Source organism: Cohaesibacter marisflavi (genome assembly GCF_900115225.1).
In the GTDB taxonomy this organism is placed as follows: Bacteria; Pseudomonadota; Alphaproteobacteria; order Rhizobiales; family Cohaesibacteraceae; genus Cohaesibacter; species Cohaesibacter marisflavi.
In genome coordinates, this window is sequence record NZ_FOVR01000003.1 from 91,065 (window position 1) to 106,337 (window position 15,273).

General features: G+C 53.2%; 13 protein-coding genes. 3 read left to right on the forward strand and 10 right to left on the reverse strand.

The genetic code is table 11. The features are described from left to right. Positions 1-99: 99 nt before the first annotated feature. A complete protein-coding gene (ald, locus tag BM258_RS07150; protein WP_090071266.1) occupies positions 100-1,218 on the reverse strand; it encodes an alanine dehydrogenase in 1,119 nt (372 codons plus the stop codon). Positions 1,219-1,419: 201 nt separating this feature from the next. On the opposite strand from ald, the gene BM258_RS07155 reads away from it, so the two are divergent. Beyond that, positions 1,420-1,887, forward strand: a complete 468-nt coding sequence (locus BM258_RS07155; RefSeq protein WP_090070616.1) for an Lrp/AsnC family transcriptional regulator — start codon at positions 1,420-1,422, stop codon at positions 1,885-1,887. 14 nt (positions 1,888-1,901) lie between these two features. On the opposite strand, the gene BM258_RS07160 is transcribed toward BM258_RS07155, so the two are convergent. Together BM258_RS07160 and BM258_RS07165 are read right to left on the reverse strand one after the other, a co-directional pair. Further along, a complete protein-coding gene (locus BM258_RS07160) occupies positions 1,902-3,335 on the reverse strand; it encodes an ATP-binding protein (protein WP_090070618.1) in 1,434 nt (477 codons plus the stop codon). Beyond that, positions 3,332-4,063 (reverse strand): response regulator, encoded by a 732-nt coding sequence (locus tag BM258_RS07165; RefSeq protein WP_090070620.1) that lies wholly within the window; start codon positions 4,061-4,063, stop codon positions 3,332-3,334. The genes BM258_RS07160 and BM258_RS07165 overlap by 4 nt, the downstream gene beginning before the upstream one ends. 1,176 nt (positions 4,064-5,239) lie before the next feature. On the opposite strand from BM258_RS07165, the gene BM258_RS07175 reads away from it, so the two are divergent. Beyond that, complete coding sequence (locus BM258_RS07175; RefSeq protein ID WP_090070624.1) at positions 5,240-5,959, forward strand: ceramidase domain-containing protein; 720 nt, start codon at positions 5,240-5,242, stop codon at positions 5,957-5,959. Between the two features lie 133 nt (positions 5,960-6,092). Here the strand turns inward: BM258_RS07175 and BM258_RS07180 are convergent, their stop codons facing one another. Next, positions 6,093-6,614 (reverse strand): GNAT family N-acetyltransferase, encoded by a 522-nt coding sequence (locus BM258_RS07180; protein ID WP_175527971.1) that lies wholly within the window; start codon positions 6,612-6,614, stop codon positions 6,093-6,095. 827 nt (positions 6,615-7,441) lie between these two features. Between BM258_RS07180 and BM258_RS07185 the strand changes: the two genes are divergently transcribed. Then, positions 7,442-8,608 carry a PepSY-associated TM helix domain-containing protein gene (locus BM258_RS07185; RefSeq protein ID WP_090070628.1) on the forward strand — a complete coding sequence of 389 codons (1,167 nt, stop codon included), beginning with the start codon at positions 7,442-7,444 and terminating at the stop codon, positions 8,606-8,608. A gap of 105 nt (positions 8,609-8,713) precedes the next feature. Here the strand turns inward: BM258_RS07185 and ribB are convergent, their stop codons facing one another. The 6 genes from ribB to BM258_RS07215 all read right to left on the reverse strand — a co-directional run bounded on the left by ribB (position 8,714) and on the right by BM258_RS07215 (position 15,040). Continuing rightward, the gene (ribB, locus tag BM258_RS07190) at positions 8,714-9,817 is read right to left on the reverse strand and encodes a 3,4-dihydroxy-2-butanone-4-phosphate synthase (RefSeq protein WP_090070630.1); all 1,104 of its coding nucleotides are present in this window, start codon (positions 9,815-9,817) and stop codon (positions 8,714-8,716) included. A gap of 137 nt (positions 9,818-9,954) precedes the next feature. Beyond that, positions 9,955-11,043: a chorismate synthase gene (gene aroC / locus BM258_RS07195; protein WP_090070632.1), complete on the reverse strand. Its 1,089-nt coding sequence runs from the start codon at positions 11,041-11,043 to the stop codon at positions 9,955-9,957. A gap of 259 nt (positions 11,044-11,302) precedes the next feature. Continuing rightward, the gene (locus tag BM258_RS07200) at positions 11,303-11,830 is read right to left on the reverse strand and encodes a hypothetical protein (protein WP_139229227.1); all 528 of its coding nucleotides are present in this window, start codon (positions 11,828-11,830) and stop codon (positions 11,303-11,305) included. A 254-nt stretch (positions 11,831-12,084) separates the two neighbouring features. Further along, the gene (locus BM258_RS07205) at positions 12,085-12,681 is read right to left on the reverse strand and encodes a histidine phosphatase family protein (RefSeq protein WP_210186687.1); all 597 of its coding nucleotides are present in this window, start codon (positions 12,679-12,681) and stop codon (positions 12,085-12,087) included. 295 nt (positions 12,682-12,976) lie between these two features. Then, positions 12,977-13,786 (reverse strand): enoyl-ACP reductase FabI, encoded by an 810-nt coding sequence (gene fabI, locus BM258_RS07210; protein WP_090070638.1) that lies wholly within the window; start codon positions 13,784-13,786, stop codon positions 12,977-12,979. Positions 13,787-14,341: 555 nt separating this feature from the next. Beyond that, entirely contained in the window at positions 14,342-15,040 is a 699-nt protein-coding gene (locus BM258_RS07215) for a TetR/AcrR family transcriptional regulator (RefSeq protein ID WP_090070640.1), read from the reverse strand. Positions 15,041-15,273: the final 233 nt, after the last annotated feature.

Consider the following 15,273-nt stretch of genomic DNA (forward strand, 5'->3'; position numbering starts at 1 on the left):
AAAAACGCCCGATCGCATATGCGAACGGGCGTTTTCACATCATTCCGGGCTCTGTCGTGCATCAGGAAGTGCCGGCCCTGATGCAAACCAGACAGATCATCAGAGCCCCAGAATGCTTTCAGGAGACGTATAGTCATAGCCAAGCGCTTTGGCGACGGCTTCATAAGTTACCTTGCCGTCATGCACATTGAGGCCGGTGCGCAGATATGGGTCGTCCTTGCAAGCCTGCTCCCAGCCCTTGTTGGCCAGAGCCAGTGCAAATGGCAGGGTCGCATTGTTGAGTGCGAAGGTGGACGTGCGGGCGACACAGCCGGGCATGTTGGCCACACAGTAATGCACGACACCATCGACCACATAGGTCGGGTCAGAGTGCGTGGTAGCTTTGGAGGTCTCAAAGCAGCCGCCCTGATCGATGGCCACGTCCACAACCGCAGAACCGGGGCGCATGGATTTGATCATCTCTGCGGTAACCAGTTTCGGCGTTTCAGCACCCGGGATCAGCACGGTACCGATCACAAGGTCGGCCTGCTCCACAACGCGGGCGATGTTGCCCTTGTTGGAATAAACGGTCTTGATGGCCGTGCCAAAGCGGTCAACAGCTGCGCGCAGCGCATCGGTGTTGCGATCAACCATGGTGACGCTTGCGCCCATACCCAGAGCAACGCGGGCAGCGTTTGTGCCGGAAACGCCAGCACCGATGATGACGACTTCGGCCGGATCAACCCCCGGTACGCCACCGAGCAGAACACCCATGCCGCCGCCATTGTTTTCCAGCGCCTGAGCACCAACCTGCGGAGCCAGACGACCAGCCACTTCAGACATCGGGAAGAGAAGCGGCAGAGCACCGGTTTTCGAGGTTACGGTTTCATAAGCGATGCAGGTTGCGCCTGATTTGACCAGATCTTCGGTCTGGGCTGCATCGGGAGCCAGATGCAGGTAGGTGAAGAGAAGCTGGCCGGAGCGCAGCTTCGCGCGTTCAACGGCAAGAGGCTCTTTCACTTTAACGACCATTTCGGCCGTTGCAAAAATCTCGTCGGCAGTGGCGATGATCTTTGCGCCTGCGGCAACATAGTCTTCGTCTGCGCAACCGATACCGGCACCGGCATTGGTTTCGATCATGACTTCATGGCCAGCGGCGACCAGTTCGAGCACTGAGGAAGGCACCAGACCGACGCGGTCTTCGTGGTCCTTGATCTCTTTGGGACATCCGATAAGCATTGTTGAGTTCTCCATGGTGATTGCTGCCATTACGCCTTTTTGTCGATCAGGTCTCCCGGAGCCCCTCTCGCGGGCGCTTATGCATTTCGAATAACTTTTCAATGATGGCGTAAAATAAACGCAATGTGCGGCGAAATAAGGCTGTTTCCGCTGTCAATTTTCGCATATAATTGCGCGAAATCATCAAAAGATCGAATTTTCATGAGCCTCGAAAAACTAGATAAAAGAGACCGCCAGATTCTCAATCTCTTGCAGGACAATGGGCGGCTAAGCAACGCAGAGTTGGCCGAGCGGGTCAATCTCTCGCCATCGGCCTGCCTGCGCCGGGTCAAGCAATTGGAAGACAGCGGGCTTGTGGCGGGCTATCACATGCATCTGGACATGAAGGCTTGCGGCATGTCCGGAGCGGCCTTCGTGTTTGTGACACTGGATGGACAGGGGCGCGATTCGCTGGCCCGGTTCGAAAGGGCCATTAAGGATATCAACGAGATTCAGGACTGCTATCTGCTGGCAGGACAATATGACTATCTGCTGCGCGTCATCTATCGCAATGCCGCCGATCTGGAACGCATCCATCATGACATCCTGACCAACCTGCCCGGCGTTGTACGGGTCAATTCGACCCTCACCTTGCGCGCGGTCAAGCATACAGGCAAGCTGACGGTCTGAGCATCCGACTTTGACTAGCTGGCGATCGGGAAGCGGACGATGACCGTCAATCCACCGCCGACCGTATCGGTCAGCTCCAGTGTAGCTTGATGCATTTGGGCTACCTTGCGGGCAATCGCCAAGCCGAGTCCGAAGCCGGACTTGTCATTCATTGTTCTCGCCTTGTCACCCCGTTCAAACGGTTCCAGCAAGTGGAGCTTGTCTTCCTGAGCGATGCCGGGTCCGTGATCTATGACCCTGAGGCAGGCGACGTCGCCCTTCTCGCTCTCTTCCCGGCTCAATGACACCTCGCAGCTGCCTGCATATTTAATGGCATTGTCGATCAAGTTATCAACCATGCGCATCAGGTCGTTGGGGCGGGCCAAAATCGTCATATTGGCATATCCCACCAGTGCCACCGACTCACCGGCATCATCCCATTCGCAAACCAGACTATCCACCAGACTGCTCAATTCCAGCCGGACCGGATCATCATCAATCTCACCTTTGCTGAAATAGGTCATCAGGCGCTTGAGCAAGCCGTCCATCATGTTAAGATCGCGCAGGAAAGCGGTCTTCACCTCCTCCGGCTCTACGGTATCAGCTCGCAGGCGCAAGCGCGTAACAGGCGTGCGGAGATCATGCCCGACAGCCGCCAGCATGCGGGTGCGGTCATCAATGAGCTGATGAATACGGTCCTGCATCTTGTTCAGGGCCAGCGCGGCGACACGCAATTCGGTTGGCCCGGCGACATCCACTTTTTGCGGCGTGGCATTTTCCTTGGCAATGTTATTGGTTGCCTGAGCGAGACGGCGTAAGGGCCGGATCAGGAAGATAATCGCCCAAAGCAACAACAGCGACATGCAGACGATCGTAAAGACCAGAATGCTCTCTACCTGACGGTTGGGGGGTGTTCTGATCTGGATATGAATGCTGGCGCTAATAACCTTCTGGTCCAGCATGCGGGAATAGATGGTTACATGAACCATGTTGCTCCCTTCGGCAGACAATGTACGCGCCAGAGGAATGCTTATCTTTTGAGGATTGGCAAGACTGTCAAAGAAAGGATCCCTTTGTGGCTCCCGCGGTCGGGCTACATCCCCTGAGCGGGACTGATTGACGGACTCTTCATGTGTCTGGTCTTTGAGCGCCAGGTTACGCGACACCCATGTTAGGCCTTCCAGACGAGGGTCTTTTCCGTCGAGGAGTTGATAGTCCACACCGGGATGCAGCGCCTGCAATTTTTCCAAGAAGGTGCTCGCCTGCGCCTCAGGCAATTGCGCGAGCGTCTCGGCTATGCCGATCTGGCGCTCGGTGAAGAGCATAACGGGGGGAGCGAGCGGCGCATCACGCGCCGCACGGACAGATATATAGATGCCGGTCAGAAAAAGGGCCGTTGCCAGAAGAAGCAGCACGAGCAGCTGTCCGGCAATGGAGTTCAGAAATGCAAACCAGCGGAGTTGTTTCATGCAGGCTCGCGCTGTTCCTGAACTTCGGCAATGAATTCATAGCCGCCCGAACGCACGGTATGGATCAGCTTTTGTCCATCTTCTCCGCTTTCGAGCTTACGCCGCAAACGCGAAACAAGAATATCAATGCTGCGTTCGGTCGCCCCCGTATTAGGGCCCTGCGTCAGCTCGATCAACTGCTCGCGAGTCAAGGTCAACCCGGGGCGCTCACAGAAGACACGCAACAGATCAAATTCAGCCGGTGTGAGGTGAGTCTGCACACCATTATAGTCCATAAGCTCGCGCTTTCTAACATCAAGCTGCCATTTGCCGCCGAAATACAGGATTGGCGCCTGCATGCGGCTGTCTTTGATCGACATGCGGCTGCGGCGCAACATCGCCTTGATTCTGGCTTCCAGCTCTCGTGGATTGAAGGGCTTGGACATATAGTCATCTGCGCCCAGTTCCAACCCGACAACCCGATCAATATCCTCCCCCTTGGCAGAAAGAATCAGAATGGGAACCGTAGAAATGGAGCGCACGCGGGCACAAATGCTCAGTCCGTCTTCCCCCGGCAGCATGACATCAAGAAGGATCAGATCGACAAAGCTGCGAGCCATGATGGCGTCCGCTTCGCGTCCATTGGAGGCCAGTGAAGCTGTCCAGCCGTTGCGCTGCAAAAGAGCCGCAAGCAGCGACTGGATTTCGGTGTCATCTTCGATAACAAGGATATGCGTATTGTTCTGCATGGCGTTTCTTCTGGTTTAAGGAGCCTTATAGTTGGCTGCATATCGGCGAAAAATCAAAGCAACCTTCATTTTTTGCGCAGATTTTCGCCGTCTTTTGTTTCTGATGTTTTCTATATCAGGATTTGAAACGCCAAGACATTGTCAGAAATATAGAGGTCTCGCGCAGCTTCCAATTTTTACAACCATAAGGGGCTGAAACAAAGGCAAAAAACTTCTGTAGAAATTTTTCAGGCGAGAGAAGAACGGGAAGGATAAACTGTTCAAGGAAGTCGTCAAATGGCGCATGGTCAAGTGCGGCGTCGAGATGCCCATACACCAACTCGATTACCATCCGCTCACCCGGCACATCCGGGCAGAAGATTACATCGGTGCTAGGCCAGACGATCTTTCACGCTGAGTACAAGTTTAAAAAGATGTTTGGACAATATGCTGATAGCCGTCAGAAAAAGCATCTTGCGCATTATAATCACCTCATTGTCAGAGCTTACACTACGATAACGCCCGTACGGAAGAATGGTTCCATTGGCAAGAAAACATTTTCAGCAATAATAAATTCTATATAGGAAAGAAATCTATCGCTTCAATAGCCTCTCGATATGGAGCCCCCTTCTTTGGCAGTTCTACCCTATCTTGCAATCTCGGTGATAGAGCCGTTTCAAAATCCTGTTACAGTTGCCGTCTAGCAGACAAAATCTTCCAAAATATGGCGCACTATGCCTGCACCCAACCAAATTGTATCAAACTGTAACCCGCCAAGGCTTTCTGCGTTGTTCTCCTGTTTCGCGCTATGCGCGCAGTGCCTCTGGGCAGAAGGACAAGCCCCCCCTAAGATGACTTGATGCGTGCGGGCTGCAAAGCGAGAATCCTCCAGCAGTAGTTTACATAAGCAACCAGTTTTGATACCCGATTTTGCCTCATCTCAGCATCTGAAGAGTAAAGCGATTTCATAAAGTTTTTTTGATTTATTTAATTTCGGCAAGAACAGGAAAAGAACAAAGTTCAAACAAATGAATCACTTTCAGAACACCGCAGAAAATAAAAGAACATACAAAGAACATATATAAGTAAATCCTTTTGAATTTTCTGTCATTTTTGGTAAACCGGATTCACTTAATGTTTCATTAAATATTTTCTGACAATCGCCTCTTGAGAGCATCGAAAATAACAGGATACTCCATGTCGACACAAACGCTGATGACGTCGATTGACATTTATTGCGAGCGAACGGATGCCGGATATTGGTCAGAACCAATCAATGCACTAACCAACCTGTCATTCATACTTGCTGCCCTTTGGGGATATTGGATCTACCACAGATTGCACAAGAAAAACGGAGAAACAAAAGGGGATATTTTGATCCTTATTGCCATCTTCATGGCAGGCCTAATCGGCGCGGGCTCTTTCCTGTTTCACACCCATGCGCAAGTTTGGTCTTCTTTTGCCGATGTCATCCCGATCTGGACCTTCGTTGCCTATTATCTGTTTCTTGCGATCTACCGTATCGTGGGACCATCTCTTGCCCGCGCATTCCGGATCTATGGCATCACCCTTGTCTGCATCATCGCCGTTCTTTTCGCTTTCTCGCGGTCTCTGTTGGCAAGCAATGAAGCAGACGCCGGTGGCGATGGGCTGAATGGCTCCACCCAATATCTGCCGGGCATCATAGCGCTTTATGGCTTCGCGCTGGTCTTGCAACTGCGCAAACATGCCGCAAGAGGATGGATCCTGGCAGCTGCTATCGTGTTCACCATCTCGATTTTCTTCCGCACAATCGACATGCGCGTTTGCAGCGCTTTTCCTCTCGGCACGCATTTTCTCTGGCACACGCTCAACGGCCTCTTCATAGCTTTGCTGCTTCAGACGCTAGTACGCTTTGGCCGCAAGAGTGCGCGCTGAAGATCACACGAAAGGACTAATGGAGGAAAGGTAGGAACAGGGCAGCACAGGATCACTCCGCCCTGTCTTTGCCAGCCTTGGGCCACAGGTCGCCCTCCCTCGTGCACCAGAATAGCATAGGCCCCAATAGGCACTACAAGGCATGAACCATCTGTATGCGCAGGGGCTGAAAACCCTGCGACTCATAAAAGCGCTTGGCCCCCTCGTTGAAGGCATAGACGTTAAGTAGCATTTCACTGGCCCCGTTCTCTTTTGCCCATTCCTCCGAAGCAGCAAGAAGGGCACGCGCAACACCCCGCCGACGACAGGTTTCATCCACTACAAGATTATCAATCTCAAACATCACCCGAACCGGAAAGACAGGTCCGGGTGGGCAGGTTTTCAGCGTCACGAGGCTGAGACCGATCAGCGAACCGCGTTCCCCTTCGATCGTCGGGCATTGTTCAGCCACCAGCAGAGCGCGATCTGCACAATGGATCAACTCGGCGATATAGGCTTTGCTGCGTGGCGCATCCTTTGGCGTGCCGGGAAAGCGCTTGGGGTCCTGTCCCTGGTGGTAACCATCAAGCAGATGCCATAGCGGGCCCATGGCGTCAAAATCGCCGAGACTTGCCTGCCTTATAGTGAAAGTGGGGATTTTTGATAGATGGGTCATGTCTTGTCTCCTGTGCCCCATTTTGCGGGGCCTATAGCCTTCAAAGCGGGAGCGGAGATCAGACATCAGAAACAAGAAGACCACCGAACCCGGTGGTCTGTCTTAAGCACGCAAAAGCCAACCACCCATCTACAAGGATGGGTACCAATAGGATACGGCAGCAATGGTTGGTTTGATTATCATGAAGCGAAAGATAGGGCCAAGCCACAGGTTGGTCAAGCAGCAAATTTTATTGGAGCTGACATGGCTCATAAAAGGGCTGGGCGAGATTGGATAAAAACAGGAAAAAGGGGGCGCATCTGTTGGGCGGTTGGACCAAACAGGGAAATAGGTTAGGCCGCGCTCGCTGTGGCGACGTTCACCCTTTTCTCAAAATAGCCTTTAAAGCCTGATCAGAGCACTGTAAGCCAAAACAAGGAATAGGCGACCAGTCCCAAACTCAGCATCGCGGCATATTTGGCGACATCAATGGAAGCGCTTTTTTCAACTGCTTTTCTTGCCATTTTTTCCACCTGTTCCTAGGGAATTTTCTCAAGTGTAAGAAGCAAAAGTGAATCAGATATGATCGTTTGCTTTTCTTATATTTAGGAACCTTGCAGCAAAGTTCAAATGGTTCCAAAGAATAATTATGACTATTTGTGGCGTTTATTCCCCATCCCTTACGACAAAAGCCAGCTGCAAACGACGAGTTTGTATCTGAATGTAACCAGAAGCTGCTCTGAGACACTTTAAGACACTAATAGGAATTGCTGAGATTTTTCCAGCAACCGTCTGGGATATGCTTAGCCCATATATCGAGCTATGACCTCTTGAGCGGAGACGCTGACATGTCTTTCAGACGAATTATTTTCTGGGCTCACCTGATTGTGGGTGTCGCCACGGGCCTCGTCATTTTTGCACTGGCTCTGACGGGCGTATTATTGACCTATGAAATGCAGATAAAGGCAGCGTTCGATCCGAGCGTTGAACCTGCGGCTGGCCAGACGCAGGTTTTGTCGGCAGATGAAATCCTGCAAATTGCCAAACCCGCCTTCCCCGGCCAAACCGCTACGCTGAATTTCTACAGCGATACAAGCAAGCCTGTCTCCGTTTCTGCCGGGCGGCACGACTCCAAACTGATCAACCAGTATGACGGCAGCTTCATCGAAAGCGAGAGCAACCCCACCGAGGGCTTCTTCGGTTTCATGGAAAATATCCATCGCAATCTGGCCATGGGCTTCAATTCCGTGGGCGGCGATATCGTCAAGATCAGCAATGTGGCCTTCCTGTTCATCATCCTTTCAGGGGCCTATCTGTGGCTACCGCGCAAATGGAAATGGCCGTTCCTCAAACAGAAGATATTCTTCCAGAAAATGCCGACATCCAAGGCGCGCGATTTCAACTGGCACCATGTCTTTTCCTTCTGGGTGATCATTCCTCTTGTGGCTGTGGTCGGGTCTGGTGCCGTGCTGTCCTATCAGTGGGCCAGCAACGCAGTGTTTGCCGTCGCCGGATTGGAAGCGCCGCAAGGACGCGGCCAAGGCAAAGGCATGTGGGCGAAATCTTCTGGTGGTGGCGCCTCTGAGTTGCCTGTTGAGCAGCTTGTTTCCCTTCAGTCCATTCTAGACAAGGCCAAAGGCGTGGAAAGCGGCTGGAACAGCATTTCTATCATAGTGCCGAGCTCTGACAAGGCTAAGACCGTGGATGTTCTGATCGATACGGGCAATGGCAAACAGGCACAGACCCAACAGACCATTACCTATGACAGGGAAACGGGCGATGTCGCCGCCGTCAAGGGCCCTGATGAGATGGCCACGCCAACGCAAGCTCTGCGCCGCTATATCCGTTTTCTGCATACAGGCGAAGTCTATGGCGTTATCGGGCAGACCCTTGCGGGTATCGCGTCTCTGGCCTGCCTGTTTCTCGTATGGACCGGGTTTGCGCTGGCCTGGCGCCGTCTCATTTCGCCTCTGTTCCGCCCCAAAGCCACCCCGACCATGAGAGCGCACAGTTAAGCGGGATCAACTGCACAAGCGGTTGGGCAAGCGAAACCCGCAGGGCTTATCAAAGCGCTGCGGGTTTTTCATTTGTCTTGATGTGTTTTTCTGACGCGAGAGCGATCAGATGATGTCCGTCCCGCTGATTTCCAGACCGAAGCCGTCAAGGCCCACATAATGGCGCTCACGCGAGGAAAGCAGACGAATGGAAGAGATACCCAGATCCTTCAGGATCTGCGCGCCAAGGCCAATGTCGCGCCAGTCATTGTCGCGGCCCTTGGCGCTGGAATGTTCCTCATTCTGGGCCAGTTCCAAGCCATCACGCGGACGCATGGAGCCGGTGGCCACACAAGGGGAGCCGTCACGCAGATAAACAAGCACACCACGATCGGCTGCGAATTTCTCGGAAATCTTGTCCAGCGTGCCGGAGGTTCCGAAAATATCGGCCAGAACATTCTCCTGATGGATACGCACAGGAATATCCTTGCCATCGCGGATATCGCCGAAGATCAAAGCCACATGTTCCATATCGTCGAACTTGGCCTTGAAGGTCACGGCGCGGGCCGGACCATGGCGGGTGTCGATCGGGAAATCCTCGATCTGTTCGACCAAGCGCTCGATGCGCTGGCGGTAGGCGATGAGGTCAGCCACGGACACGTGGGTAATGCCATGCTCCTCAGCGAAGGTGATAATGTCCGGGCCCTTTTTGACCGTACCATCATCATTGACCAGCTCGGAGATGACACCAACCGGTGGCAAACCGGCCAGATTACACAGATCCACCGCAGCCTCGGTATGGCCTGAGCGCACCAGCACGCCGCCCTCTTTGGCGATCAGCGGGAAAATATGGCCCGGACGCACGAAGTCACTTGATACGGCATTGCCATTAGCCAGGCCATGCACCGTGATGCAGCGTTCTTCGGCGGAAATGCCGGTGGTGGTGCCGTGCTTATAATCGACAGAAACCGTAAAGGCCGTAGAGAGTGGCGCATCATTGTGAGCCACCATCGGGTTGAGGTTCAGCCGGCGTGCGCTCTCCCCTGTCATGGGCGCGCAGACAATGCCGGAGCTGTGTCGAATGATGAAGCCCATTTGCTCGGGTGTGATCTTGGTCGCGGCAACAATCAGATCGCCTTCATTTTCACGATCATCATCGTCGGTTACAACGACCATTTCGCCATTTTCAAATGCGCGGATGGCTTTGGCTACCCGTTCCATATCGGCCATGTCGTTTCTATCCTCATTCTTGTTATGCGTGTTCGGTGCTGGTTATAGCATTCTTTTCAAATCATTCAGCGGCGCTTTTGTTGGCGTCTGTCTGTCGCTAAGAAATAGTATCTGTCAGCGAAAAAACAATTGGACATTTAGCCCTGTTGCGCTCGATGGAGCAGAGTGTGGTCGGCAAGAACAAGCGCCATCATGGCTTCACCAACCGGCACGGCCCGAATGCCCACGCAAGGGTCATGACGCCCCTTGGTCATAACATCAACTTCCTCACCAGAGCGGGTGATGGACTTTTTCGGCGTCAGGATCGAGCTGGTCGGCTTGATGGCAAAGCGCACCACGACATCCTGCCCGTTGGAAATCCCACCCAGAATGCCACCCGCATGATTGGAGAGATATTCCGGCTGGCCATCTGGGCCGAGACGCATTTCATCGGCATTTTCCTCGCCCGTGAGGCAGGCGGCGTTGAAGCCTTCACCGATCTCCACGCCCTTGACGGCATTGATAGACATCATCGCGCTGGCGAGATCCTGATCCAGCTTGGCATAGATGGGAGCGCCAAGGCCGACAGGCACACCGGATGCCACAATCTCGATGACAGCGCCGATGGACGAGCCGGATTTGCGGATCCCGTCGAGATAGTCAGCCCAGAGAGCTGCCGCTTCCTTGTCCGGGCAGAAGAAAGGATTGTTGCCCACCTCGTTCCAGTCCCAATTGTCGCGATTGATCTTGTGCGGCCCCATCTGGACAAGCGCCCCGCGGATTGTCACGCCGGGCACGACCTTGCGCGCGATTGCCCCTGCTGCTACGCGCATGGCGGTTTCGCGCGCAGAAGAGCGGCCACCGCCGCGATAGTCGCGCACGCCATATTTAGCATCATAGGTATAGTCGGCATGGCCGGGCCGATAGCGCTCGGCGATGTTGCCATAGTCCTTGGAGCGCTGATCGGTATTGTGAATGATGAGCCCGATAGACGTGCCCGTTGTCACCTGCTCACCGGTTTCGGGATGCGCGAAGACGCCAGAGAGAATCTCGACCTGATCAGCTTCCTGACGTTGGGTAGTATAGCGCGACTGGCCCGGCCGACGGCGATCCAGATCCTTCTGGATTTCCTCTCGGGTCAGGGCAATCAGGGACGGGCAACCGTCTACTGTGCAGCCAATGGCCGGCCCGTGGCTTTCGCCCCAGGTGGTCACGCGAAAGAGATGTCCGAAACTGTTGTGCGACATGTGCGGCAAGCTTCCCGTCTCAAGCGATCATGCGAGGGATAGGCGTAAACGGGAGACAGCAGAGCAATCTGCATCATCCTTGTTTGTTACGCCATTCTTCATGATCGGGCGCTTCCGTGCCTTTTGGCAGGACCGCCATGATGAAATCCAACGGGACTTTCATAAAGAGCAAGGGCGCAAAGGTCAAACGTCGGACGGAATTATTTCATTCCCGCCGCATTCTCCATTCGCATCATGAAAAAGAGGGCATCCCCCGCATCTAGCGCGCGAAGGTCGTTGACCAATAGCGATTGCCCTTGCGCATGACCTTGTCGCCAACCATGTAGCCGCAATCACGCACGGTCTTCTGGGTCCAGTCGCGGGCGCCATTAACGCCATTATACAACACCATATTGACCCCTTGGGAGTCCTTGTAAAGCTCGTAGGTGGTATAGATGTGGCGGCTCTGGTCGGGTGAGCGCATGGACACACGCTCATAGAGATGCAGCCGGTTATTGCGCTTGTCGCTCAGGGTCTCGTAGCTCCAATATTCACCCAGCTGTCCTTTGCTGGCTCGACCGATCTGGAAGACGACTTCCTTGTCAGGAAAGCGCCGGTCAATCCGCATGACCGAGCCGTCTTCCACTTTGAACTTGTAGGCACGACCGGAGGATTCATTGCCGCCTTCGCAAAAGAACTCGCTTCCTGCTATTGATGCCACGATGTCTTGAGCTGAAGCCGCCGAAGCAAGGCCAAACAGGGATACGCACATCAACAGGGTTGTTGGTAGGGTCGTGAAAATTCTCATCTCGTCGCTTCCCCAAAAGCAGGGTGCAGAACACCGCGCTTCAAGCTATTTGGTTTCCCGTTTCTCAAGATAAACTTTATCAAAAGTATCTTAAGTCTTCGTCAGAATAGGAAAGCGGACTTAAGTAAAAATTACCGAAAATTCTATTCAATCAAGGGTGATTATTGTCAAAATTAACAATCATCAAACCACTAGAATAACCCGTTGAAATAACACAAAAATCTCATATTTTGCGTTATTTTCGGTGCTGTGGATCAAATCCAGCTGGCTTCGTGACCATCCCAATAGTAGATCTTGTCCTGCGGGGTTTTCAGCATCGGGGCTTCGAGTTCGGGTACCTTTTCGAGGAAGTGACGCACAATGCGCAAGACACCTCCATGGGCGATGACAACAGTGGGTTTATCCAGACTGTGGAGCCACTCCCCAACCCGCTCTGCAAGCATCTGATAGCTTTCGCCATTGGGCATGCAGGTGGTCCATTTGTCCTTTTCCCGCTCCCAGTAGAGCTCTGGTTCGCGCTCCTTGATCTCTTCCAGTGTCCAACCTTCCCAGTCGCCGAAGGAAAATTCGATGATCTTGTCTTCAAACCGAACACTCTTTGCCCAGTCGCTATCGGTCCAGCCTGCCGCCTCCATGACGAGGGCCAGCGTCTGACGGGTGCGTGTCATCGGACTGCAAAACAAGTTGGTGTGCGACGGATCTGGCAGGATTTCAGCCAGCACACGACCATTGCGGCGCGCCTGCCCCTCTCCCTTCACATTGAGAGGAATGTCCTTTTGGCCCTGATAGCGATATTCAGCATTCCAGTCGGTTTCACCATGGCGAATATAGTAGAGTGGCGGGATAGGCATCATTTCTCCTCGGGGCCGCAAATGGGGCTGGTTCGGTGCATGCTAAGCGTCAGGCTCGGGATCGCCTCTGCATCGTTGGCAAACATCAGGGTATCGTCGGCTGCCCCCCTTTGGGGACACGCGCCACCCTCTTCATTGTCACGATCCGATAAATGCCTGTCGGCTTGATGACGTCTTTAGGCCAAAAAAAACACCCGTGGTCAACCGACAAATTCGGAAGACCACGGATGCAAAATGCGGCAGCTTGCCACTTACCCTTTGATGGAGCCTCTTTCAGCCCCGGGTCAGAAGCAGATCAAACCGTGATATCAGGCGCGTCAACAGCCTTCATGCCAACAGCATGATAGCCAGCATCCACGTGATGCACTTCGCCGGTTACGCCGCGCGAGAAGTCGGACAGCAGGTAAACAGCAGAATCGCCAACTTCATCGGTGGTGACCACGCGACGCAGCGGAGAGTTATATTCGTTCCATTTCAGGATATAGCGGAAATCGCCAATGCCGGAAGCAGCCAGCGTCTTGATCGGGCCTGCGGAGATGGCATTCACGCGGATCTTGTCCTTGCCCAGATCTTCGGCCAGATATTTGACGGACGTTTCCAGAGCGGACTTGGCAACACCCATGACGTTATAATGCGGCATAACTTTCTCCGCACCATAATAGGTCAGGGTCAGCATGGAGCCACCATTCGTCATCAGTTTTTCAGCGCGCTGTGCAATCGCGGTGAAGGAATAGGCCGAGATGAACATGGACTGGGTGAAGTTTTCAGCCGTGGTGTCGATATAACGACCGGTCAGCTCATCCTTGTCGGAATAGGCGATGCAGTGAACGACAAAATCGATGCTTCCCCACTCGTCTGCCAAGGTCGCGAAGGCTGCGTCGATGGTTTCACCTTCGGTCACATCGCAGTGTCCCACCACAAAGGCGCCCAACTGTTCGGCGAGTGGCTCAACGCGCTTCTTCATGGCATCGCCCTGATAGGTCAAAGCCAACTCGGCACCGGCATCACTGCATGCCTTCGCAATGCCCCAGGCAATAGACCGGTTGTTGGCAACACCCATGATCAGGCCGCGTTTGCCTTTCAACAATTGTGGTTTGTCAGACATAGAAACCCTCTTGATTCTGTCATCGCGAACGACTCGCGTAGTGTCTGCGCTCTAACGCAATAATCTGTCAGAGGCTTATAGGCGGGATGGCCGCTGTGCGCAATCTGCTAAGGTCCGGGTTTCCAACAGGCGCAGAAGCCGCGCCAATAGAGAATAGCAGGTCCCACGACCGGCCTATTCGTGCCAATCAAGTCCCTGCTCCAAGGCCCCGAGCAATCCATCTCGAGATTTGTGGAGCCTTTATCCACCATGTTGCGATAAAATTGCAATGCCTAAATGGCTGTGCCGATGCCGCAGGCTGCTCAATATTTGTTACAGTTTCTTAACCACCACCGATCGCCACAGCACCGGCAGATGAGAAGCAACAGGTCTGTAGGCACTGGCAGCAAGCAAGACTGAGCGGACCAACAAGCCAGCACACCGAACTCAAGGCATGCAACCAGACACACAAAAAGATGTGAGGCGCCGATCTAAATCGGCATCTCACATTTCCTCATGCTCTTTCGCACTCATTCACAGTGCCGCACGTTGGCCGCTCTCTACGCATTTGCCTTTTCAGGCGATCGCAGAGATGGGTATCGCTCCGCTTGGTTGATCTGGCAGGAAATGATATCCGGCCAGAACCCCCTTCAATGCGATATCCAGACGGTGCTGTAGATCGAAATTGCGCTCGCTATTCAGCCAGATCTGCCCCATCCCGAACAGGATGGACAAAATGATGTTACTCACATCATGCGGATCGAGATGATCATCAACCTGCCCCTTGTCCTTTGCGGCCGTGAACAGCCGCTCAAGCGTGTAGGTCAATTGCGATATGGCACATTTATGCGACCGGCCGTCGTGTTCATCAGCGGGCATTTCGGCCTCGGCCGCGATGCTGCGCTGACAAATCAGGGTCAGCCATACCCCGGGTGAGCGCTCGAAGCTCCCTCCCATCTGGGCAACGACATCCTGAATCAGATTCGCCGGATCGCTCCACATCTCGGAGCGAGAGATCAATAACTTGAGTTCATCGATCACACGAAGATTAGCTTCTTCGAGAATGGCACGATGCAACTGTTGCTTTGACCTGAAATGCCGGAAAATTGCCGGCTGTGAAATGCCTACTTTGTAGGCAAGTTCTGTTGTTGACAGCGACAAGTGTCCTGACACAGCGATACAGTCGAACGCTGCGTTCACGATCTCAAGCTGTCTTCGAGCACTGTTCATACGCTGAACAGGTCTCTTTCTTGAAGATGAACCCATATTAGGCATCCAGCTGTCCCCTTGCTGTGATGCAGACAAATAGCAATAACGAATATTTTATAACTATCTATTTCGCAAATGCTATGAATTATGCGCAAAACAGCGATAATATTTTGCTTTATTCTGAATTTTGGTCGTGCGCATACGATTACCCTGTGCGTAACTTATTAAGTGGCGAGTTGGTAACTTCTAAAACTTCCGTTGCATTACAATTCGTTCCGAATCGTCATTTGTTGCATTGC